This window comes from Streptomyces violaceoruber (assembly GCF_033406955.1).
Lineage (GTDB): Bacteria > Actinomycetota > Actinomycetes > Streptomycetales > Streptomycetaceae > Streptomyces > Streptomyces violaceoruber.
On the sequence record NZ_CP137734.1, the window covers coordinates 7,270,207 to 7,290,805 of the forward strand.

General features: G+C 72.3%; 20 protein-coding genes. 10 read left to right on the plus strand and 10 right to left on the minus strand.

Annotated elements, in window-relative coordinates; all coding sequences use genetic code 11:
• Positions 1-4: 4 nt before the first annotated feature.
• Positions 5-1,273: a hypothetical protein gene (locus R2E43_RS32635; RefSeq protein ID WP_011027625.1), complete on the minus strand. Its 1,269-nt coding sequence runs from the start codon at positions 1,271-1,273 to the stop codon at positions 5-7.
• Positions 1,270-4,134, minus strand: a complete 2,865-nt coding sequence (locus R2E43_RS32640) for a DEAD/DEAH box helicase (RefSeq protein ID WP_078653064.1) — start codon at positions 4,132-4,134, stop codon at positions 1,270-1,272. The genes R2E43_RS32635 and R2E43_RS32640 overlap by 4 nt, the downstream gene beginning before the upstream one ends.
• Before the next feature lie 271 nt (positions 4,135-4,405).
• On the opposite strand from R2E43_RS32640, the gene R2E43_RS32645 reads away from it, so the two are divergent.
• Positions 4,406-4,588 carry a hypothetical protein gene (locus R2E43_RS32645; RefSeq protein WP_030864891.1) on the plus strand — a complete coding sequence of 61 codons (183 nt, stop codon included), beginning with the start codon at positions 4,406-4,408 and terminating at the stop codon, positions 4,586-4,588.
• Between the two features lie 56 nt (positions 4,589-4,644).
• Here R2E43_RS32645 and R2E43_RS32650 read toward each other — a convergent pair whose 3' ends face one another.
• Positions 4,645-5,562 carry a hypothetical protein gene (locus tag R2E43_RS32650; protein ID WP_016325660.1) on the minus strand — a complete coding sequence of 306 codons (918 nt, stop codon included), beginning with the start codon at positions 5,560-5,562 and terminating at the stop codon, positions 4,645-4,647.
• A gap of 139 nt (positions 5,563-5,701) precedes the next feature.
• The gene (locus R2E43_RS32655; RefSeq protein ID WP_037897260.1) at positions 5,702-6,028 is read right to left on the minus strand and encodes a hypothetical protein; all 327 of its coding nucleotides are present in this window, start codon (positions 6,026-6,028) and stop codon (positions 5,702-5,704) included.
• Between the two features lie 76 nt (positions 6,029-6,104).
• Here R2E43_RS32655 and R2E43_RS32660 point away from each other — a divergent pair, with 76 nt between their 5' ends.
• Positions 6,105-7,004, plus strand: coding sequence for an oxygenase MpaB family protein (locus R2E43_RS32660; protein ID WP_030864885.1), 900 nt, complete (start codon positions 6,105-6,107; stop codon positions 7,002-7,004).
• A gap of 445 nt (positions 7,005-7,449) precedes the next feature.
• Here the strand turns inward: R2E43_RS32660 and R2E43_RS32665 are convergent, their stop codons facing one another.
• Entirely contained in the window at positions 7,450-8,049 is a 600-nt protein-coding gene (locus R2E43_RS32665; RefSeq protein ID WP_332056804.1) for a class I SAM-dependent methyltransferase, read from the minus strand.
• 170 nt (positions 8,050-8,219) lie between these two features.
• Between R2E43_RS32665 and R2E43_RS32670 the strand changes: the two genes are divergently transcribed.
• The 5 genes from R2E43_RS32670 (at position 8,220) to R2E43_RS32690 (ending at position 13,202) form a co-directional block, all read left to right on the plus strand.
• Complete coding sequence (locus tag R2E43_RS32670) at positions 8,220-8,996, plus strand: MHYT domain-containing protein (protein WP_332056805.1); 777 nt, start codon at positions 8,220-8,222, stop codon at positions 8,994-8,996.
• Positions 8,997-9,058: 62 nt separating this feature from the next.
• Positions 9,059-11,644 carry a sensor histidine kinase gene (locus R2E43_RS32675; RefSeq protein ID WP_332056806.1) on the plus strand — a complete coding sequence of 862 codons (2,586 nt, stop codon included), beginning with the start codon at positions 9,059-9,061 and terminating at the stop codon, positions 11,642-11,644.
• Positions 11,641-12,078, plus strand: a complete 438-nt coding sequence (locus R2E43_RS32680; RefSeq protein WP_030864873.1) for a roadblock/LC7 domain-containing protein — start codon at positions 11,641-11,643, stop codon at positions 12,076-12,078. The genes R2E43_RS32675 and R2E43_RS32680 overlap by 4 nt, the downstream gene beginning before the upstream one ends.
• An 18-nt stretch (positions 12,079-12,096) precedes the next feature.
• Entirely contained in the window at positions 12,097-12,510 is a 414-nt protein-coding gene (locus tag R2E43_RS32685) for a DUF742 domain-containing protein (protein WP_003977673.1), read from the plus strand.
• 68 nt (positions 12,511-12,578) lie between these two features.
• Positions 12,579-13,202: a GTP-binding protein gene (locus R2E43_RS32690; protein ID WP_332056807.1), complete on the plus strand. Its 624-nt coding sequence runs from the start codon at positions 12,579-12,581 to the stop codon at positions 13,200-13,202.
• A gap of 28 nt (positions 13,203-13,230) precedes the next feature.
• On the opposite strand, the gene R2E43_RS32695 is transcribed toward R2E43_RS32690, so the two are convergent.
• Entirely contained in the window at positions 13,231-13,659 is a 429-nt protein-coding gene (locus R2E43_RS32695; protein WP_011027616.1) for a PPOX class F420-dependent oxidoreductase, read from the minus strand.
• A 105-nt stretch (positions 13,660-13,764) separates the two neighbouring features.
• Between R2E43_RS32695 and R2E43_RS32700 the strand changes: the two genes are divergently transcribed.
• Together R2E43_RS32700 and R2E43_RS32705 are read left to right on the plus strand one after the other, a co-directional pair.
• Positions 13,765-14,178 carry a roadblock/LC7 domain-containing protein gene (locus R2E43_RS32700; protein ID WP_003977676.1) on the plus strand — a complete coding sequence of 138 codons (414 nt, stop codon included), beginning with the start codon at positions 13,765-13,767 and terminating at the stop codon, positions 14,176-14,178.
• A gap of 137 nt (positions 14,179-14,315) precedes the next feature.
• The gene (locus R2E43_RS32705; protein WP_030864867.1) at positions 14,316-15,287 is read left to right on the plus strand and encodes a DUF6397 family protein; all 972 of its coding nucleotides are present in this window, start codon (positions 14,316-14,318) and stop codon (positions 15,285-15,287) included.
• A gap of 1 nt (position 15,288) precedes the next feature.
• On the opposite strand, the gene R2E43_RS32710 is transcribed toward R2E43_RS32705, so the two are convergent.
• Both R2E43_RS32710 and R2E43_RS32715 read right to left on the minus strand, forming a co-directional pair.
• Positions 15,289-16,155, minus strand: a complete 867-nt coding sequence (locus tag R2E43_RS32710) for an acyl-CoA thioesterase (RefSeq protein ID WP_003977678.1) — start codon at positions 16,153-16,155, stop codon at positions 15,289-15,291.
• A 19-nt stretch (positions 16,156-16,174) separates the two neighbouring features.
• Positions 16,175-18,688, minus strand: coding sequence for a DEAD/DEAH box helicase (locus tag R2E43_RS32715; protein WP_016325657.1), 2,514 nt, complete (start codon positions 18,686-18,688; stop codon positions 16,175-16,177).
• A gap of 145 nt (positions 18,689-18,833) precedes the next feature.
• Here R2E43_RS32715 and R2E43_RS32720 point away from each other — a divergent pair, with 145 nt between their 5' ends.
• Positions 18,834-19,628 (plus strand): metal-dependent hydrolase, encoded by a 795-nt coding sequence (locus R2E43_RS32720; RefSeq protein WP_003977680.1) that lies wholly within the window; start codon positions 18,834-18,836, stop codon positions 19,626-19,628.
• Between the two features lie 20 nt (positions 19,629-19,648).
• Here R2E43_RS32720 and R2E43_RS32725 read toward each other — a convergent pair whose 3' ends face one another.
• Positions 19,649-19,921: a type B 50S ribosomal protein L31 gene (locus R2E43_RS32725; protein WP_011027612.1), complete on the minus strand. Its 273-nt coding sequence runs from the start codon at positions 19,919-19,921 to the stop codon at positions 19,649-19,651.
• A gap of 63 nt (positions 19,922-19,984) precedes the next feature.
• The gene (locus R2E43_RS32730; RefSeq protein WP_003977682.1) at positions 19,985-20,455 is read right to left on the minus strand and encodes a DUF5709 domain-containing protein; all 471 of its coding nucleotides are present in this window, start codon (positions 20,453-20,455) and stop codon (positions 19,985-19,987) included.
• Between the last annotated feature and the right edge of the window lie 144 nt (positions 20,456-20,599).

Sequence of the window (20,599 nt, forward strand, 5' to 3'; positions counted from 1 at the left end):
GCCGTCAGGGCTCGCCGTCGGTCGCGAGGGCCGCCGAGGCCAGCGCCGTCGCCGGGTCCTGGCTCGGTCCGCCCACGGGGACCCATCGGCCGTGCTCCCTGCGGTACGGCCACCAACGCCCCCGGCGGTCCAGGCGGAGCTGGTGAGGCGCGCCGACGACGGTCCACCGGTTGGCCCGAGCCAGCAGCGAGGGCCGCTCGTCCTCCTCCCAGGCCGACTCCAGTGCCGCACGCGCGCGTGCGAGCGTGTCGCCCTCCACCGCCCATTCCTCCTCGAGCACGGACAGGGCGGCTCCGCCTCCGAGTCGCCATGCGCGTACGGCCGCGGCCAGTGCCTCCCGCGTGCGCCCCGAACCGACGCCGAGGCGGTCCAGCACGTCCGGTCCCGGATCCCCCGCGGCCAGGCGCACCGCGTCCTGTGCCGGGGTCGGCTCCGGGGCCACTGCGTGCCCTTGGTGCCCGCCGCGCAGGGCCTCGACGAGCAGGCGGTGGGCCTCCGCCGCCGTCCGCGAGGCCAGAAAGGACAGGCCGGAAGGGTCGACGCCCGGCGGAGGCGCCGCCTCGGTGTCCAGGGACGGCGGCACGCCCGGGCCCTCCCCGAGGCCGGGCGGCGCGGGCAACGGGGGCAGCACCAGGCCCGCCGCGTACGCCTCAGCGGCGTCCACACCCTCCGGCCGGAACGCGGCGTCCTCCGTGGGCGCGGAGCCGTGTGCCTGGAGAGCGTCGAGTACGGCACCCTCCGCGCGTCCCCGCATCAACAACAAAACGAAGGGGTCCTGGTCCAGCAGCCTCGCGACCTGGTAGCAGAGCGCGGCGGTGTGCCCGCAGTGGTCCCAGGCGCCGCAGTCGCACTCCGGTTCCAGGTCGCCCATGCCCGGCAGCAGGTCGATGCCGGCGGCCGCCGCGTCCTCCACGAGGTGCGGTGGCATGTCGCGGTCCAGCAGTGCCGCGACATGCCCAGACCGCTCGGTCGCCATGTCCGCAAAGCGGTCCCACTGCGCGTCGGAGAGCTGCTCCAGCAGCACGTCGGCCCGGTGCGCCGTACGGTCCCGGTCCTGCACGACCGCGGTGATGCGCCCCGGCCGCACCGACACCGCCCCGACCGCTCCCGCGCGCGCCAGCCGGCGCCCCGTCTTCACCTGCGCCGTGTCCATCGCCGCGTCCTCCAGCGCCTTCAGCCAGGCGCGGCCCCACCAGGTCTGCGCGAAGCCCCGTCCCTGTGCGGGCGGCAGCGCGACGAACGTCCGTTCCGCCTGGTCGTCGTACCGGGTCATCGCGTACCCCCTCGCAGCTCGACCAGGTCGGCCAGTTCCGCGTCCGTCAGTTCCGTGAGCGCCGCCTCGCCCGAGCCCAGAACGGCGTCGGCGAGTTCCCTCTTGCGGTTCAGGAGAGCGGCGATGCGGTCTTCGATGGTCCCCTCGGCGATCAGCCGGTGCACCTGCACGGGACGGGTCTGGCCGATCCGGTAGGCACGGTCGGTGGCCTGTGCCTCGACGGCCGGGTTCCACCAGCGGTCGTAGTGCACGACGTGCTCCGCGCGCGTGAGGTTCAGTCCGGTGCCCGCGGCCTTCAGGGACAACAGGAAGACCGGGGCATCGCCGTCCTGGAAGCGTCGCACCAGCGACTCCCGTGCGGTGACGGACGTGCCGCCGTGCAGGAACAGCGACGGCACGCCTCGCGCGGCCAGGTGCTGCTCCAGGAGCCGCGCCATCTGCACGTACTGCGTGAAGACCAGCACGCTCGCCTGCTCGCTGAGGATCGTGTCGAGCAACTCGTCCAGCAGTTCCAGCTTCCCCGAGCGGCCGGTGATCTTCGGCCGGTCCTCTTTGAGGAACTGCGCCGGGTGGTTGCAGATCTGCTTGAGGTTCGTCAGCAGCTTCACGATCATGCCGCGCCGCGCCATGTGGTCGGCCCCGGCGATCTCCGCGAGCGCCTCGCGCACCACCGCCTCGTACAGGCCCGTCTGCTCCGTGGTCAGCGACACGGGATGGTCCGTCTCGGTCTTCGGTGGCAGTTCCGGTGCGATTCCCGGATCCGATTTGCGGCGCCGCAGCAAGAAGGGCCGTACGAGCCGGGCGAGTCGCTCCGCCGCCGCCGGGTCCTGTCCGTCCTCGACGGCCTGGGCGTAGTGCCGCCGGAAGCTGCCGAGCCGGCCCAGCAACCCGGGGGTGGTCCAGTCGAGAACGGCCCACAGCTCCGAGAGGTTGTTCTCCACCGGGGTGCCGGTGAGCGCCACGCGCGCGCGTGCGCCGATGGAGCGCAGTCGTCGCGCGGTCTCGGAGTACGGGTTCTTCACGTGCTGCGCCTCGTCCGCCACGACCATGCCCCACGACACGGCGGAGAGCCGCTCGGCGTCCAGGCGCATGGTGCCGTAGGTGGTCAGCACGAACTCGCCGTCAGCGAGGCCGTCGAGGTCGCGGCGAGGCCCGTGGAAGCGGCGCACGGGAGTGCCGGGTGCGAACCGCTCGATCTCCCGCTGCCAGTTGCCCATCAGGGAGGTCGGGCAGACCACCAGGGTGGGACCGGCGGCCTCCGCGTCCGACTGCCGGTGCAGATGCAGGGCGATCAGCGTGATGGTCTTTCCGAGCCCCATGTCGTCGGCGAGGCAGCAGCCGAGGCCCAACGACGTCATGCGGGCCAGCCAGTTGAGGCCCCGTCGCTGGTAGTCGCGCAGCGTGGCATCGAGGGCGGCCGGCTGCGCCACGGGCTCCTGCGTCTCGGGGTCGGCGAGGCGCTCCCGCACGGACGCCAGCCACCCCGTGGGCCGCACCTCCACGCGGTGTCCGTCGACCTCCGCCGAGCCAGTCAGGGCCGCGGCCAGGGCGTCGACCGGCGTGACCTTGTGATCCTGGCGGGCACGGGCGCGGTGGGCCTCCTCCGGATCGACGAGCACCCACTGGTCCCGCAGGCGTACGAGGGGGCGATTCGCCTCGGCGAGCAGGTCCAGCTCCTCGCGCGTGAGGGTCCTGTCGCCCAGGGCGAACGTCCAGTTGAAGGCGAGCAGCGCGTCCGCGGACAGGAACGACGGGCCGGCCTCGGGCCCAGCCGCACGCGACGCCCGGCTGCCGTCGGGCGGTCCCACCTCGGCGCGCTCGGTCAGGTCGCGGGCCAGCTCCCTCGGCCAGTGCACGTCGACTCCGGCGGCGGCGAGCGCCCGGGAGCCGGCTCCGAGCAGTTCGGTGATCTCTTCGTCGGTGAGCTCGACGGCGTCCGGTACGGTCGCCGAAAGCAGGGGCGTGAGCGAGGGCCAGGCCCGTGCCGCCCGGCGCAGGGCGAGCAGGGCGTCCATCCGCGTGCGCGTGCCGAACGCCTCTCCCACGGTGCCGCCCCACACCTGAGCGGTGTCGGCGACGAGCCCCGGATCGCTGACGCTGTGCACTTGTGGCACCGCTCGGAACGTCGGCCGGGCGTTCTGCGGACCCGCGGCCGACAGTCCCCGCACCTCGACACGCAGCGACAGCCGTACGCCCGTGTCGTGTCCCGCGGCGACGTCCAGGGCCCATCCGCGCAGCTCGGGCGAAGGCCGGGGCGCCCACGAGGCGTAGGCGGGTCCGGCCGTCAGGAGTTCGGCGGCGGGGGAACGGGGCAGCGTGTCCGCGACGGCGTCCAGGAAGGACCGCACCAGCGGTTCCGGGTCGGGCAGCCGCAGGGAACCGGCGCCGCCCACCGGGACCGCGTGCGCCTCGGGCGGCATGGCGGCGGCGAGATGCCGGACCCGCTCGGTCCCCTCGGCATCCAGTGGACCCACCCGCCAGGCGTCGTGTTCGGCCGCGGACAGGCCGGGCAGCAACAGCCCGCGCGCCACGAGGTGCAGGGCCTCGACGGCGACCGCTCCCCAGAACACCGACGCCCGGTGGCCGTTCGCGCGGGCACGCGCGCGTGTGAGCACGGGCAGGGCGGCCCGTACCGGGAGCAGCACGGCCGGCACGCTCACCGCCTCCACACCGTTGCCGTCGGGCAGTGCGACCGTCAGGCTTCCCGGGGCCCCCGTCGGTACGGTGCAGGGCGCTTCGCCGTCGGGGCGCCAGAACGCGACCGTGCCGGTGCGTGCCGGGTCGCCGGGCAGGAAGACGGCGCAGCAGTCGGCGAGTGCGGAGATCTCGGAGGGAGCGGGAGCAGTGTTCTGCGCAGCGATGACGTATTCCTCAAATTTGACTAGCCAGGGTGCGGCGGCCGAGTGTACACGGAGGTCGAGGCCGTGGGCTGCGGCTTGGGTATGGCATGGGTCACTATTCAGTGGGGGAGGTGTTCTGCCGATGCCTTCCCGGACTCAGTCGCCGACGGGCTCTCAGGGGCGCGTAGGGGTCGGTCCTCAGGGAGTTCTCAGGGTCGCGCCGCGGAACCGCCACGAGCGCGGGTCCGTTTTCAGGACAGAGAGCGGCAGTGGCCGCGAAGGAGGCGACATCATGTCGAAGAACGCCAAGGTCGCAGCAGGTGGCGTGGCGGCCGGACTCATCCTGCTGATCTGGCTGCCCTGGTGGGCCGCCCTGCTGATAGTTCTGGGAGTCCCGGCCGCCGCCTACCTCGCGCTCGACCCCTCACAGCGTCGCAGGCTGCGCCGTGTCTCCCGCAAGGAGATAGGCCGTTGAGGCGCTGACGCCCCGACGACCGGCTCCCGGCGGTGGGACGCCTCCCGTGTCCCTGGTCAGCTGGGCCGTACGGCCATTTTGTCGAGGGCCTCCAGGAGTCCGGGCAGTGACGGCCCCCGCCCCACCGGCAGGACCTCACCGGGTTCCTCGTCGAGCAGGATGAACGCGATGTCGTCGGTCCTGGCGACGAGCGACCAGCCGGGGCCGTCCGCACGCAGTGTCCGCGCGTCCCCCGGTGCGAACGACGACCGGACCCGGCCGAGCGGCGGTGGTGTGTCGACGTAGGCGCGGGCCTCCGCGAGGACCCGCCGGACACCGCCGTGCCGGGAGACCTTCGCGCCGGACCGTCCGTCCGTGGCCACGCTCTGGTCCGCGGTGTCGGCCGGTGCGCCCGCGCCGGTGCCCGCGTCGCCCTCTCCGCCGTCGCCGGGGGCACCCTCCATCGAACCGGCGCCGCCGCCCGGCGCCGAGAAGTCCGCGTCGTCGATCTGCTCCCGCCACTGTGCCCACTGCAGGGCGATCTCGTCGGCTCCCAGGCGGCGCTGCGGCGGTCCCCAGACGGTGGTGTCCGGCGGGCACAGCGCGGGCTGGTCGGTGACCTCGGGCCCCGGGTCGTGCGGCACGGGCACCCCGGGTGCTGCCACGGCGACCGCGAGGGGCCAGCCGGGCAGTGCCGTGACGACTGTTCGCTCGTCGGGCGACAGGTCGTACTCCATGCCGCAGTCCCAGGACGCCACGGCGACGGCCACCAGCGAGACGTCATCGATGACGACCGTCCACCGGGCGCCGTCACCGTCCTGGCCCAGCACCAGACCGTAGCCGTCGGCCAGCGGTGGGAGACCGAGCGCGGCGCACGCCTCCGGATAGTCGTCGCCCAGCACACTCGGAAACTTCGCCGGCGTCAGCAGTACCGCCGTGAGCACATAGAGCGCATCGTCCGCGGCGGCGACGGCGTCCTCGTCCGTCCCGGCCATCCCAGCCTCCCCATCGGTTCGTCCAATGGCGGGCACCCTAGTGCGCCCGAGAAGCCCTTGTCACGACTCCCAGACGCACCCGAGCTGCAGTTTTCCGGTTGGACGGGGGCGAATCGACCACCTGGCGCCGGGGCCGGGATCAGGTCGCCGGCAGTCCCAGGAGCGCGCGGGCCACGTCGCCCGGGGGCTCGTCCCGTTCCCGCGCGAGCGCGATCACGGCCCGGCAGGCCAGTTCGTTGACCCCGAACGACAGGGCCTCCGGCGACACGCGGCCCGCCGCCTCTTCGATCCGGTCCTGGTCGTCGGCCACGCACGCCGAGACGTACGCGGCCGCGGCCTCGAACAGGTTGTGCGAGCGGGGTCCGCCGCCCGCGTCCCCCTGCTTGCTCCGCTCCGTGCGCCGAGCGGTGCGGGATCTGTCCCAAGCCTCGCGGATCCTGCCGAACAAGCGGACCACTCTCCCCATTCGATCACTCTGGCTGACCGTACATATCCCGCTACTCAACGTAGAGTTGAAGTCCCGACGGCAGAAGGGGGCGGCCATGGCAGGGCGCTTCGAGCAATTGGCACGGATCCGGCGCATGGACCCCCACGAGGACGCCTCGGAGATCTATCGGCTGTGCTCGGCCTACGAGTTCCCCTGGGACTTCGCCCGCGCCCTGGAGCTGGCGCTCTACCGCACCTACGCCGTGCCCAGCATCGGCCGACTGCTCGCCGAGACCGCGGAGTTCACCCATCGGCCCCAGAAGCGGTACGACGACACGGCGCTGCTGCTCGACGCCGTGGTCGAGCACGGCTTCGACAGCCGGCAGGGCCGCACGGCCATCCGGCGCATCAACCAGATGCACCGCAGCTACGACATCACCAACGACGACATGCGGTACGTCCTGTGCACCTTCGTGGTGATCCCCAAACGCTGGATCGACGCCTACGGATGGCGCAGGATGTCGCGCCACGAGACCGTCGCCTCCGCCGTGCACTACCGCACGCTGGGGCGGCACATGGGCATCAAGGACATTCCCGGGTCCTACGAGGAATTCGAGGCCTGCCTCGACGCCTACGAACAGGCCCACTTCGCCTGGGACGAAGGCGCGCGCCGCGTCTCCGACGCCACACTCGACCTCATGGCCTCCTGGTATCCGCGCCCACTCGCACCGGTCCTGCGGGCCGGGACCCTCGCCCTGCTCGACGACCCCCTGCTGCGGGCGTTCGGCTACGCCCCGCCGAGCCCCGTCACCCGCGCGGTCGTGCGTCGCGCCGTCAGGCTGCGCGGGCGCGCGGTCCGCCTGCTGCCGCCGAGGCGCGCCCCGCACCATGCCCGTCAGAACCGGGAGATCAAGGGCTATCCGAACGGCTATCGGCTGGCCGATCTGGGCACTCGTCCGGCCCCCGGCCTCCGGGGCTGCCCGGTCCGTCACATCGACACGTCGGCCGCCGAGTGAAGCGATCGTCTCCCACCGCCGGCCGAGTTCCGAGGTGGCCCGCGTGACGATCAGTACGCCACGTCGGAAGAGGCCGTCCAACTCCCCGGCGCCCAGGTAGTCGCTCGCCGTCGTAGAAGAGGCTCGTCCCCGCCCACGGGCGGCCACGCCCGCGCGGGTCGGCGGACGTCGGCTCCATGGGCGGCGACGATGCGGCTGACGGATGCCCGCGCCCTGCAGCGTTCCACCGCAGGGCTCCGCCGCGGATCGGACGCGGTCGTGCGCACCCTCCTCGGGGAGCTCGCGGTGGAGCGTGCCTGTCTTCAGGGCGAACGCGGCGGCGCACCGCCGGGCGGGCCCCCCGGAAGCGGCGGGCGTGCGCCGGACGACCGTGCCGGGCGCTGGGCACAACGTCGTGCTCGACCGCCCGACGCGTTCACGGCGGCGGTCGCCGCGCGGGACCGACTCAGCCCGTGCGGGTCGCCACGGCCAGGAATCGATCGTCCTCGTCGACGTACGCCGTCATCGCCCATCCGGAACCGGCCAGCAGCGGCCGGAGGTTGGCCTCGGCACGAAGGTCGTCCGGCGTGAGCCGCCGCCCCTGCCGTGCCGCGAGCGCCGCCCGGCCGATCGGGTGGAACAGCGCCAGCACACCGCCGGGGCGCACTACGCGGGCCAGCTCCCGCAGGTTTCCGGCCGGATCAGGCAGGTGCGCGACGAGACCCGCCGCGAAGACCGCGTCGAGCGTCCGGGAGCGCAGGGGCAACGCGGCCACGTCGGTCAGCAGCAGGCGTCCGTCACGGTCCCTCCCGGCCCGTACGGCGGCCTCGAGCATGGCAGGCGTCAGATCGGCGCCGACAACCAGTCCCGACGGCCCCACGGCCGCACGCAACGGGGGCAGGGCGCGACCGGTGCCGCATCCGGCATCGAGCACCCGATCACCCTCGCGCAGCCCCAGACCGGCGACCGCGGCGGTGTAGGCCGGGCCGTCGTCCGGGAACCGGCGGTCCCAGTCGGCGGCCCGGGAGCCGAAGAATTCCTGGACGTGCGTGTGGTCGTCGCTCATGCTTCGCATGATCCCCCAAGAGCCCGCGAAGCACGCGGAGCACAGAGAGAGCCACGGCGCACATGTTCGAGCGTGACGCGATCGTTCCCCCTCCCCTCTGTGTCAGATAGCAACACCTTTCGAAATGCGCCCCCGTTGTGCGCCCCGTTCGGGACTAGCGTCCCGGGGCCATGGGACACCTGGACCACGCCGCTCTCGGCTGGCTGACCCCCGTGCTGTCGTACGCGATGGCCTGCACCGGCTCGGCCCTCGGGCTGCGCTGCACCGTGCGCGCCCTGGCCGCCACCGGGCGCTCGCGCCGCAACTGGCTCCTGACCGCGGCCTCGGCGATCGGTACGGGCATCTGGACGATGCACTTCGTCGCCATGCTCGGCTTCCGGGTCAGCGGCACGGACATCCGGTACGACGTACCGCTCACCCTCGTGAGTCTGCTCGTCGCGGTGCTCGTGGTCTGCGCTGGCGTCTTCGCCGTCGGCCACGGCCGCAACCGGGCGCCGGCGCTCCTGCTCGGCGGACTCACCACCGGGATCGGTGTCGCGAGCATGCACTATCTCGGCATGGCGGCCATGCGCCTGCACGGCGAGGTGAACTACGACCCGGTACGCGTCGGACTCTCGGTGCTCATCGCCGTCGCCGCCGCCACAGCCGCCCTGTGGGCGGCGCTCAACACCCGTTCGCCCCTCGCCGTCGCCGCCGCCTCGTTGATCATGGGGGCGGCGGTGAGCAGCATGCACTACACCGGCATGTTCGCCGTGAGCGTGCGCGTCACGCCCTCCGGCGAGGCGCTGCCCGGGGCCACGGCGATGCAGTTCATCTTCCCCCTCGCCGTCGGCCTCGGGTCCTACCTCTTCTTGACGTCCGCCTTCGTCGCGCTGTCGCCGCCGGCCCGGGAACGCGAGGCGTCCGCCTCGGCCCGGCAGCAACCCGCCGGGAGCACCGCTCCATAACCGCGGACCGGGCGTCAGGCCCCGGCGACCACGCACCGCACACCGCCCCGAGCGAGGAGGCCATGCGTCCACCCCGAACCACCCCCGCCCACCCCACGTCCGAAGCAGGCGCCGAGACCTCGGCCCGGCCGTCCGCGCGCGGCCGTCGTGCGCACGCCGGACCACCCGCCGACGAGGGCCCGGCGGAGCCCGCGGGCGAGGCACCCGACTCACCCGCCACGCACGCGTGGCGCGGGCGCATGCAGCCCCGCACCGTGCGCGCCCGGATCATCTGCCTCCTGATGGTGCCCGTCGTCTCCCTGCTGGCCCTGTGGGCGTACGCGACCGTCACCACCGCCCAGGACATCTCCCGGCTGCGGCAGGTCCAGCGTGTGGACGCCCGGGTCCGGGCCCCCGTCAGTACCGCCGTCGCCGCCCTGCAGGCCGAGCGGCTCGCGGCCGTGCGCCACGCCACCGACCCGTCGTCGGTGCCGGGTGCCGACTTCCGGGAACTGATCGCGCGCACCGACCGCGCGGTGGGACAGCTGCGGCTCGGCGATCGTCACACCGTGGCGGACAGTGAGGAACTGCCTTCCGCAGTGGCCCGGCGGCTCGAGGCGTTCGTCACCGGCGCCGAACGGCTGGGGTCGCTGCGTACCGCCGTCCTGGACCACCGGGCGGACTGGGAGGAGACCTATCGCCGCTACACGGCGGCCGTCTCTGCCGCCTTTCACGTGGGGGGCGCGCTGAGCGGGGTCCAGGACGCCGATCCGGGATCCGACGCGCGCGTGCTGGTCGAGTTCGCCCGCGCGGGCGAGGCACTGGCCCAGGAGGACGCCCTGCTGGGGGGTGTCCGCCCGGCCGACGGACTCGCCGGTGAGCGGCTGCGCCTGTTCACCGGCGCCGTTGCCACACGCCGGACGCTGACCGAGTCCGCCGTCGTCGATCTGGGCGGCTCCGAGCGCGCATCCTGGCGGGAGCTGGCCGGCAGCGGCGCCTACCTGACCGTGGGCGCGACGGAGGACCGACTGCTCGACAGCGGATCGCCGCAACGGCCGGCCGAGGCCACCACATCCCGGGCGGCCTGGGACGTGGCCCACGCGCGCGTGCGCGACGGCATGCGGGCCATCGAGCGGGACGCCGGACGTTCGGTCGCCGACCGCGCCGACCCGTTCACCCGCGGGGTGCTCACTCCGGCCGGGGCCGCGGTCCTGTTCGGACTCCTCGCCGTCGCCGCGTCGCTCGTCGTCTCCGTCCGCATCGGCCGCGGTCTGGTGGTCGAGCTGGTGAGCCTGCGCAACAGCGCCCTGGAGATAGCCCGGCGCAAGCTCCCCGAGGCGATGCGCAGGCTGCGCGCGGGCGACGAGATCGACATCCGGCACGAGGCACCGCCGCGGCCTCCCGCCGACGACGAGGCCGGTCAGGTCGCCGAGGCCCTGGGCACCGTGCACCGGGCCGCCCTGCGCGCCGCGGTGGAACGTGCCGAACTCGCCGGCGGCATCGCCGGGGTCTTCGTCAACCTCGCCCGCCGCAGCCAGATCCTCGTCCACCGCCAGCTGAGCCTCCTGGACACCATGGAACGCCGTTCCGACGACCCGAACGAACTCAGCGACCTCTTCCGGCTCGACCACCTCACCACCCGCATGCGGCGCCACGCCGAAAGCCTGATCATCCTCTCCGGTGCGGCACCCGGACGGGCCTGGCGCATGCCGGTCTCCCTGACCGACGTCGTCCGTGCCGCCGTCTCCGAAGTCGAGGACTACGCGCGCGTGGAGGTACGGCAGCTCCCCGAAGCGTCCGTCCAGGGCGCGGCCGTCGCCGATGTCACCCATCTCCTGGCCGAGATCATCGAGAACGCGGCCCAGTTCTCACCGCCCCACACACGCGTACGGGTCACCGGTGAACCGGTCGGCAACGGCTACGCGCTCGAGGTCGAGGACCGGGGCCTCGGCATGGGCAGGGATGCCCTCGCCGAGGCCAACCACCGCATCGCGCGGTCGGAGACGCTCGACCTGTTCGACAGCGACCGGCTCGGTCTGTTCGTCGTCAGCCGGCTCGCCGCCCGGCAGGACACCAAGGTGCACCTCAAGACCTCCCCCTACGGGGGCACCACCGCGGTCGTCCTCCTGCCCACGGCACTCCTGCACAGCGAAACGGCCCCGTCTCCTGCCCGGGCCGCCCACGAGGCGGCCCGATCCGAGGAGCACCCGCACGCGCGCGTGCCCGGCGCCGGGCAGCAGGAAACCGTGTCAGCGCCGACCGCCCGGCCGGCGCTGACATCCGCCGTACCGGCGGCGACGCGCACCACCACATCGGGCCGGTCTGCCGGAGCGCCCGCGCTGCGACTGCACCGGTCCTTTGACCTTCCCGATCCCGCCGAAGCCCCCGCGCAGAGCGACGTCCCCCGCCCGCAGCAGCCGGCGGGGGAGCCCGACGACCTTCCCCGCCGGGTACGGCAGGCGAGCCTCGCCCCCCAACTGCGCGACGGCAGCCCTGAGCCGGCCCGACCCGACCCGGTGCACGACGACGAGCAGCGCACCCCCGCGGCCGTACGGGACCGCATGACCGCCTACCGCGACGGCTGGTCGCGCGGCGGTGGCCGTCGCCCCGGCCACTCCGCACCGCCAACACCGCAGAGCGGCGACAGCACCGAAGGAGACCCCGCATGATCCAGAATCCCGGCACCGGGACCGCCCGGCGGGCCCGCGAACTCGACTGGCTCCTGGACGACCTCGTCGGACGCGTACACGAGGTGCGGCACGTCGTGGTGCTGTCGAACGACGGTCTCGCCGTGGGCGCCTCGCACGGACTCGCCCGCGAGGACGGCGAACACCTCGCCGCCGTCGCCTCCGGCTTCCACAGCCTGGCCAAGGGGGCGGGCCGGCACTTCGGCGCCGGGGGAGTGCACCGGACGATGGTCGAGATGGACGACGGCTACCTGTTCGTGGCCGCGGCCGGAGACGGTTCCTGCCTCGCCGTCCTCACCACCGTGACCGCGGACATCGGTCTCGTGGCCTATGAGATGGCACGGCTGGTGCGACGCGTCGGCGAGCATCTCCACACCGCGCCACGTGCAGCCGCGCGACCACCCTTCGGCACATGACCCGGAAGGGCCCCGAGGATGACCGACGACATCACGGGCGGCGACCGGGAAGGGCCGGGCAGCCAGTGGTACGACAACGAGGCCGGGCCCCTCGTCCGCCCCTACGCGATGACCGGCGGCCGCACCCGGCCGGGCCCCGCGGGAGCGCGGTTCGACCTGATCGCCCTCGTCACGCGCGCAGTCGGCGCCCCGGACGCCGACGACACCGTGCTCGGACCGGAACACCGCACGCTGATCGACCTGTGCCGCACGGAGACCCAGTCGGTGGCCGAACTCGCCGCCGACGCCGACCTGCCCGTGGGCGTCGTCAGAGTGCTCCTCGGCGACCTGGCGGAACTGGGGTGCGTGACCGTCAGCCGTCCGGTGCCACCGGCGCAGTTGCCGGACGAACGGATACTGCGCGAAGTGATCGACGGACTGCGCGCTCTGTAGAGAAGGCCGGACGAACGACCGCGACCGGCACGCACGTGCACGACCACCCGCACCGAGAGAAGTGATCCATGCTCTCCGAACGCTCCGAACGCTCCGAACGCTCCGACGACACGGACGGCGACACGACCGCGCTGGCGTTGAAGATCCTGGTCGCCGGAGGTTTCGGCGTGGGCAAGACCACCCTGGTGGGCGCGGTCAGCGAGATCAGACCACTGCGCACCGAGGAACTGCTCAGCGAGGCCGGACGGCTGGTGGACGACACCGACGGCATCGACCGGAAGGTCACCACGACCGTCGCCATGGACTTCGGACGCATCACCATCCGGTCCGGACTCTCCCTCTACCTCTTCGGTACACCCGGTCAGGACCGGTTCTGGTTCCTCTGGGACGAACTGGCGCAGGGGGCGCTCGGCGCCGTAGTCCTCGCGGACACCCGGCGCCTGGCGGACTGCTTCCCGGCGGTGGACTACTTCGAACACCGGCACATCCCGTTCGTGGTGGCCGTGAACTGCTTCACGGGAGCACGCCGCCACGACGAGTACAGCGTCCTGCGCGCCCTCGACCTCGATCCGGGGACACCGGTAGTGCTGTGTGACGCCCGGGACCGCGACTCGGGGAAGGAAGTGCTGATCCGGCTCGTCGAGTACGCCGGGCGGATGCACACCGCCCGGCTCCTCGACTCCGTCCGCTGACCGGACCGGCCCCCGGGGAAGGGGGCTCTCAGTCAGCGACCGACTTCTGGGCCAGGACCTTGTCCACGGTCACCCGGACCAGCAGTTCCCCCGGGACACCGTTGCGTGCCCCGAACTCCTCGGCGCGCTCCTCACCCATGTACCGGGCGCCGATGCGCCCGGCCCAGTGCCGCAGTTCGCCGAGGTCCTCCGAGATGCGCGCACGTCCCTGCAGCACCACGAAGTGGAAGGGCGGCCGGTCGTCGTCCACGCACAGGGCGATGCGGCCGTCACGGAGCAGATTGCGCCCCTTCACGGTGTCCTTGCCGGTGTTGAACACCAGATCGTCCCCGTCCAGCAGGAACCAGATGGGCGCGATGTGCGGGCTGCCGTCGGCCCGGACGGTCGAGAGTTTTCCGGTGCGGGTGCCGTCCGAGACGAACGCCCGCCATTCCTCATCGGTCATCTTCTGTGCCATGCCCCCATCCTCCTTGCCCGGAGCACGGGCGTGGTGAAGGCTGGCGGACGGATCCCCCGGCCAGGGGGAGGCAAGGTGTACGGGGAGACACGGGGAGATCGGATCATGGTGCAGAACCAGGGACTGGGCTGGCTGCTGGACGACCTGACCGCACGCGTCGAACACGTGCGGCACGCGTTGGTCCTGTCCAACGACGGATTGGTGACCGGGGCGAGTACGGGCCTGCGACGCGAGGACGCCGAGCACCTCGCCGCCGTGTCGTCCGGACTGCACAGCCTGGCCAAGGGCTCGGGCCGTCACTTCGGCGCCGGCCAGGTACAGCAGACGATGGTCGAGTTCGACGACGCCGTCCTGTTCGTCACCGCGGCGGGTTCGGGCAGTTGCCTGTGCGTGCTCAGTGGGGCGGAGGCCGACATCGGGCAGATCGCCTACGAGATGACGCTGCTCGTGAACCGGGTGGGTGAGCACCTCGACGTCGATGCGCGGCAGCCGGGACGAATATCGCCCACCGAGCCCTGACCTGCGCTTTCGGTGTCCCTGGCAGTCGGTCGCAGAGTTATCCACAGGCTCGCCACGGATGCCGCGGTCGCGGCTACGGTTTTCGTGTCGGTGGGCGCGGACGGCGCCGGCCACACACTCCACGGGGGAGACGAACCATGTCCGGCAACACCATCACGCACGACGTCGCAGCGGCCGGCGAGCGGACCGGGACCACCCGGGGCGCCTCGGTCACCCACCACCGCGCGGCGCGAGAGCTGGGCCTGAGGCGCAGCGAGTTCGACCTCGCCGTGCACCTCGGCAGGGTCCGCACGGTAGGCGACGACGCAGGAGGCGGGCGGCGCGTCCCCCGCGACGAGATCGACCGTGTCCGGGCGGCGGACGGTTTCCCCGAGGCGCTTCGGGCCGCCGTCCGAGCCGTCGGGACCACGGAGGGTGCGGCTCTGATGGACGTGACCACGGCCCGGTTCACCCGTCTCGCTCGGCTGGGACTGCTGGTGCCCGTGAAGTTCTACGTCAACCGGTACCGCGCCGTCGTCTGGCTGTATCTGGCGGCGGAGCTGCAGCAGTTCAGGACGGACGAGCGCAACACCGCACTGCTGAAGGGCCGCACACCCGAAGGCCTGCGGGAGCAGCTCGGGGAGGGACTGGACCTGCGTCCCCGTAACTGGCGGGGACGGCATCTGGGCTTCCTGCTCCGGCAGGCGGACGACCCGTGGGCCCGGGCCGCGGCGGTGGCGTCGCTGCTCGACGCCGCCGAGATCTCGGACGTCGTCACGGACCCCTACGAGCGATCCCATCTGCGCCGGTTCCGCCCCGCACGCGCCGTGCACGGCTCGCCGGGCTCCCCTGCCGCACAGCTCGCCGAGGAGATCGTCACGGCCGGCGACCCGGACGAGGTCGACTGGCTCCGCTCGGACCTGGCGGCCGCGGTGGCCACGGCCCGCCGCCATCGCCCGGCGCCCCGCCCGGCCGCACATGGTGTGCCGCACCCGCCCGGTCCAGAACCCCTGCCGCGCGAGACGGCGGAACCGGTTCCGCCCGAGGGGGAGAACGCCGCACCGCGCGCGGCGCGGCAACCCGGACGGCTGAGTGGGCTGTTCGGACGGCTGCGGCGCAGAGAGTCCTGACCTACAGGGCCCGGAAAAGCCCTTCCTGGACGACGGACACCAGCATCCGTCCTTCCCTGTCGTAGATCCGCCCACGGGCCAGGCCACGCCCGCCGGTCGCGATCGGGGACTCCTGGTCGTACAGAAACCACTCGTCGGCCCGGAACGGCCGGTGGAACCACATGGCGTGGTCCAGCGACGCCATGTCGAACCCCCGGGGCCCCCACAGCGGCTCCACGGGGATGCGCACGGCGTCCAGGAGCGTCATGTCGCTGGCGTAGGTCAGGGCGCAGGTGTGCACGAGCGGGTCGTCGCCCAGCGGCCCGACGGCGCGCATCCACACGGCGCTGCGGGGCTCGGCTCCCTCGACGTCCTCGGCGCTCCAGCGAAGGCGGTCGACGTAGCGGATGTCGAAGGGCTGACGGCGAGCCATCCGCTCCAGCTGCTCCGGCAGTGCGCCGAGGTGCTCCCGCACCTCGTCGGCCACCGTCGGCAGCGACTCCGGATCGGGGACCTTGCGGGCCGGTGGCAACTGGTGTTCGAAACTGCCCGGCTCGGGCTTGTGAAAGGAGGCGGTGAGCGTGAAGATCGTGCGGCCCTGCTGCACGGCGGTGACCCTGCGGGTGGTGAACGACCTTCCGTCCCGGTCCCGTTCGACCTGGTACACGATGGGCACTCCCGGGCGCCCCGGACGCAGGAAGTACGCGTGCAGCGAGTGCACCGGGCGGTCACCGTCGGTGGTGCGGCCCGCGGCGACCAGGGCCTGGCCGGCCACCTGGCCTCCGAAGACCCGCTGCAACGACTCCTCGGGGCTGCGGCCACGGAAGATGTTGACCTCGATCTGCTCCAGGTCGAGCAGGGCGACGAGGCTTTCGGCCGGATTCGTCATGAGTGGGCTTCTCCTGTGCTCACAGCTGGCCGACATCAGTGACACGGACGACCGCACGGCCCTCCGCGTCGGAGGCGGTGAGGTCGACCTCCGCACTGATGCCCCAGTCGTGGTCGTCGTTCGGGTCGTCGAAGATCTGCCGCACGCGCCACAGCGCGTTCTGCGGCTCCTCCTCGATGACGAGCAGCTTCGGGCCGCGGGCGTTGGGGCCGGTGCCCAGGTCGTCGTACTCGTCCCAGTACTTGTCCATGGCCTCGCCCCACGCGTCGGCGTCCCAGCCGGCGTCGGCATCCATCTCGCCCAGCTCACCGACCTGGTCCAGGGCGGCGAGCTCGACCCGGCGGAACATGGCGTTGCGGACCAGCACACGGAAGGCGCGCGCGTTGGCCGTGACCGGCCGTACCTGATCGGCCTTCTCCTGAGCCTCCTCGGCGGTCATCTCCGCCGGGTTGGCGAGCTGTTCCCACTCGTCGAGGAGACTGGAGTCGACCTGGCGCACCATCTCGCCGAGCCACTCGATCAGGTCCTGCAGGTCCTCGGACTTGAGGTCGTCCGGCACGGTGTGGTCGAGGGCCTTGTAGGCGCTCGCCAGGTAGCGCAGCACGATGCCCTCGGTGCGGGCCAGTTCGTAGTGGGAGACCAGCTCCGTGAAGGTCAGTGCCCGTTCGTACATGTCGCGGATGACCGACTTCGGGGACAGCGGGTGGTCACCGACCCAGGGGTGGCTCCTGCGGTACGTGTCGTAGGCGTGGAAGAGCAGTTCCTCCAAGGGCTTCGGGTACGTGATGTCCTGGAGGCGCTCCATGCGCTCCTCGTACTCGACCCCGTCCGCCTTCATCGCGGCCACGGCCTCACCGCGGGCCTTGTTCTGCTGGGCGGCGAGGATCTGCCGCGGGTCGTCCAGCGTGGACTCCACGACCGACACCATGTCCAGCGCGTACGAGGGCGACTCCGGGTCCAGCAGCTCGAAGGCGGCCAGGGCGAACGTCGACAGCGGCTGGTTCAGCGCGAAGTCCTGCTGCAGGTCGACCGTGAGACGCACGATGCGACCCTCCGCGTCCGGCTGGTCGAGCTTCTCCACGATGCCGCCGTCCAGCAGCGAGCGGTAGATGGCGATCGCCCGCCGGATGTGCCTCAGCTGCTGCCTGCGCGGCTCGTGGTTGTCCTCCAGCAGGTGCCGCATCGCGGAGAAGGCGTCGCCCGGACGGGCGATCACCGACAGCAGCATGGTGTGGGTGACCCGGAAGCGGGACGTCAGCGGCTCCGGCTGCGAGCCGATGAGCTTGTCGAACGTGCTTTCCGACCAGGCGACGAACCCCTCGGGAGCCTTCTTCCGGACGACCTTCCGCCGCTTCTTCGGGTCGTCACCGGCCTTGGCGAGCGCCTTCTCGTTCTCGACGACGTGCTCGGGGGCCTGGGCGACGACGAAGCCCTCCGTGTCGAACCCGGCACGCCCGGCCCGGCCGGCGATCTGGTGGAACTCCCTGGCCCGCAGCGTGCGGACCCGGGTGCCGTCGTACTTGGTCAGCGCGGTGAACAACACGGTCCGAATGGGCACGTTGACGCCCACGCCGAGCGTGTCCGTCCCGCAGATGACCTTCAGCAGGCCCGCCTGCGCCAGCTTCTCCACCAGCCGCCGGTACTTCGGCAGCATGCCGGCATGGTGGACCCCGATGCCGTGCCGCACGTACCGGGAGAGGTTGCGGCCGAACTTCGTGGTGAAGCGGAAGTTGCCGATCAGCTCGGCGATCCGTTCCTTCTCCTCACGCGTGCACATGTTGATGCTCATCAGCGCCTGTGCCCGCTCCACGGCCTGCGCCTGGGTGAAATGCACGATGTACACGGGGGCCTGCCGGGCCGCCAGCAGGTCGGTGAGGGTCTCGGTGAGCGGGGTGTAGCGGAATTCGTAGGACAACGGCACCGGACGGGTGGCCGAGCGGACCACCGTGGTGGGACGGCCGGTGCGGCGTGCCAGGTCCTTCTCGAAGAAGGAGACGTCGCCGAGCGTCGCCGACATCAGGACGAACTGGGCCTGCGGCAGTTCCAGCAGGGGGATCTGCCAGGCCCAGCCGCGGTCCGGCTCCGCGTAGAAGTGGAACTCGTCCATGACGACCTGGCCGATGTCCGCGTGCTTGCCGTCACGCAGCGCGATGGACGCCAGGACCTCGGCGGTGCAGCAGATGACCGGCGCGTCGGAGTTCACCGAGGCGTCGCCGGTCAGCATGCCCACGTTCTCGGTGCCGAAGATCTTGCACAGCTCGAAGAACTTCTCCGACACCAGCGCCTTGATCGGAGCCGTGTAGAAGGTGACCTCGTCCCGGGCCAGGGCGGCGAAGTGCGCGCCCGCCGCGATCATGCTCTTACCGGAACCGGTGGGAGTCGACACGATCACGTTCGCGCCGGAGACCACCTCGATCAGCGCCTCCTCCTGATGGGGGTAGAGCGTGAGACCGCGCTCCTGCGCCCACGCCTCGAAGGCTTCGTACAGGGCATCGGGGTCGGCGGTCCGCGGCAGCTGATCGATGAGGGTCACGCCACCATCTTGCCTGTCCCGGGTCGTGATGGGGGAATCGGCTGTCCGCATGAAGATCACGAACGCTACGCTGGGTCGCCGACGCGGCTACCGCGGACGCGGACAACTGCACAGCGGCACACGAGGAATGGGGCGGGCAACGGCGATGATGGGACCAGCACACTCACTCTCGGGCGCCGCGGCGTGGCTCGGCGTCGGGGCGGCGACCGCCGCCGCGGGGCACCCGATGCCCTGGCCGGTGCTGCTCGCCGGAGCCCTGATCTGTGCCGGAGCGGCGCTCGCCCCCGACCTCGACCACAAGGCGGCCACCATCTCCCGGGCCTTCGGACCGGTCTCACGGGGGCTGTGCGAGATCGTGGACAAGCTGTCCTACGCCGTCTACAAGGCCACGAAGAAGCGCGGCGACCCGCGCCGCACCGGCGGGCACCGCACGCTGACGCACACCTGGCTGTGGGCGGTCCTGATCGGCGGGGGCACCTCGGTCCTGGCCATCACGGGTGGCCGGTGGGCGGTTCTGGCGATCCTCTTCGTGCACATGGTGCTGGCCATCGAGGGCCTGCTCTGGCGGGCCACCCGCGGCTCCAGCAGCGACGTGCTGGTCTGGCTGCTGGCCGGGACCAGCGCCTGGATCCTTGCCGGGATCCTGGACAAGCCCGACGGTGGCGCGGACTGGCTGTTCACCGCGCCGGGCCAGGAATACCTGTGGCTGGGGCTGCCGATCGTGCTCGGCGCGCTGGTGCACGACATCGGGGACGCGCTGACCGTCTCCGGCTGCCCGATACTGTGGCCCATACCGGTGGGCCGCAAGCGGTGGTATCCCATCGGCCCACCGAAGGCGATGCGGTTCCGGGCGGGCAGCTGGGTGGAGCTCAAGGTGCTGATGCCGGTGTTCATGCTGCTCGGGGGAGTGGGCGGCGCGGCGGCACTCAACTTCATCTGAGCGACCCGCCGCCGGTCGGGTCAGCCGGCTTCCCCGGTGTCCTGTCCCTCGCCCGCGCCGTAACGCCGCTCGAAGCGGGCGACGCGCCCCTCCGAGTCCACCGTTCGCGCCTTGCCCGTGTAGAAGGGGTGGCTCTCCGAGGAGATCTCCACCTCCACCACCGGGTAGGTCTCGCCGTCGTCCCACACGATGGTCTGGTCGCTGGTCGCGGTGGACCGGGTGAGGAAGGCGTAACCGGCGCCGCGGTCACGGAAGACGACGGGCCGGTAGTCGGGATGCTTGTCCTGCTGCATGGCTGCTCCTCGTACGGCACGGTTCATCGGGGCGACGGCAGGTGCCTGCCGTCGCGAGTGGCGTCAGCCGGGCAGGGAGTCCTCGTCGACCACGTGCATCGCGGCCTCTTCGGCGGAGGCGGCCGCGCCGTCGATGCCCACGTCCATGGCGACCAGCGCCGGCTCCTCGTCCTCGTGCACCCCTTCGTCGGGTGCCACGAGCCGGCCGGAGCGGTCCGCGCCCACCTCGTTGTCCAGCAGTTCCCCGTCGGTGCCGTCGGAATCGCCCAGCCCGTCGCCCTCGGGCGCGAGCTCGTCCGGCCGCTCCTCGGCGAGCCGCTGGTCCAGCGTTTCGCCGCGGCGGCGTTCGGCGGCCGTCACGCCGGTGTGTTCCACCGCCCAGGGGCGCTCGGGCGGGGACCAGCCCCGGTCGAGGGGATCGTCGACACCGTCCTCCTCGAGAGTGTCCTCACCGTCGAGCAGGCCGGTGTCCTCCCGCTGCTCGGATCCGTCGGGCTGGTAGACGTCATCTCCCCATCCGTCGACGCTGTTCACGGATACCTCCAGGGGGTGGGGACCGGCCCCTTCTCACCGTGGACCGCGGCGGGTCGCCGCTGCACGGGGCACAGGCCTCACCCGTCGGAGAACCGCGCGGTTCCCGGGCCTGCCTCGAGCCGGTGCCTTCTCCCAGCCTTCCAC

Excerpts from the sequence above, each read along its gene's own strand:
- R2E43_RS32695 (WP_011027616.1), bottom strand. The coding sequence starts at position 13,659 with ATGGCACAGAAGATGACCGATGAGGAATGGCGGGCGTTCGTCTCGGAC.
- R2E43_RS32690 (WP_332056807.1), top strand. The coding sequence starts at position 12,579 with ATGCTCTCCGAACGCTCCGAACGCTCCGAACGCTCCGACGACACGGAC.
- R2E43_RS32655 (WP_037897260.1), bottom strand. The coding sequence starts at position 6,028 with ATGGGGAGAGTGGTCCGCTTGTTCGGCAGGATCCGCGAGGCTTGGGAC.
- R2E43_RS32645 (WP_030864891.1), top strand. The coding sequence starts at position 4,406 with ATGTCGAAGAACGCCAAGGTCGCAGCAGGTGGCGTGGCGGCCGGACTC.
- R2E43_RS32650 (WP_016325660.1), bottom strand. The coding sequence starts at position 5,562 with ATGGCCGGGACGGACGAGGACGCCGTCGCCGCCGCGGACGATGCGCTC.
- R2E43_RS32660 (WP_030864885.1), top strand. The coding sequence starts at position 6,105 with ATGGCAGGGCGCTTCGAGCAATTGGCACGGATCCGGCGCATGGACCCC.
- R2E43_RS32720 (WP_003977680.1), top strand. The coding sequence starts at position 18,834 with ATGATGGGACCAGCACACTCACTCTCGGGCGCCGCGGCGTGGCTCGGC.
- R2E43_RS32685 (WP_003977673.1), top strand. The coding sequence starts at position 12,097 with ATGACCGACGACATCACGGGCGGCGACCGGGAAGGGCCGGGCAGCCAG.
- R2E43_RS32670 (WP_332056805.1), top strand. The coding sequence starts at position 8,220 with ATGGGACACCTGGACCACGCCGCTCTCGGCTGGCTGACCCCCGTGCTG.
- R2E43_RS32665 (WP_332056804.1), bottom strand. The coding sequence starts at position 8,049 with ATGAGCGACGACCACACGCACGTCCAGGAATTCTTCGGCTCCCGGGCC.
- R2E43_RS32680 (WP_030864873.1), top strand. The coding sequence starts at position 11,641 with ATGATCCAGAATCCCGGCACCGGGACCGCCCGGCGGGCCCGCGAACTC.
- R2E43_RS32700 (WP_003977676.1), top strand. The coding sequence starts at position 13,765 with ATGGTGCAGAACCAGGGACTGGGCTGGCTGCTGGACGACCTGACCGCA.
- R2E43_RS32635 (WP_011027625.1), bottom strand. The coding sequence starts at position 1,273 with ATGACCCGGTACGACGACCAGGCGGAACGGACGTTCGTCGCGCTGCCG.
- R2E43_RS32710 (WP_003977678.1), bottom strand. The coding sequence starts at position 16,155 with ATGACGAATCCGGCCGAAAGCCTCGTCGCCCTGCTCGACCTGGAGCAG.
- R2E43_RS32705 (WP_030864867.1), top strand. The coding sequence starts at position 14,316 with ATGTCCGGCAACACCATCACGCACGACGTCGCAGCGGCCGGCGAGCGG.
- R2E43_RS32675 (WP_332056806.1), top strand. The coding sequence starts at position 9,059 with ATGCGTCCACCCCGAACCACCCCCGCCCACCCCACGTCCGAAGCAGGC.
- R2E43_RS32725 (WP_011027612.1), bottom strand. The coding sequence starts at position 19,921 with ATGCAGCAGGACAAGCATCCCGACTACCGGCCCGTCGTCTTCCGTGAC.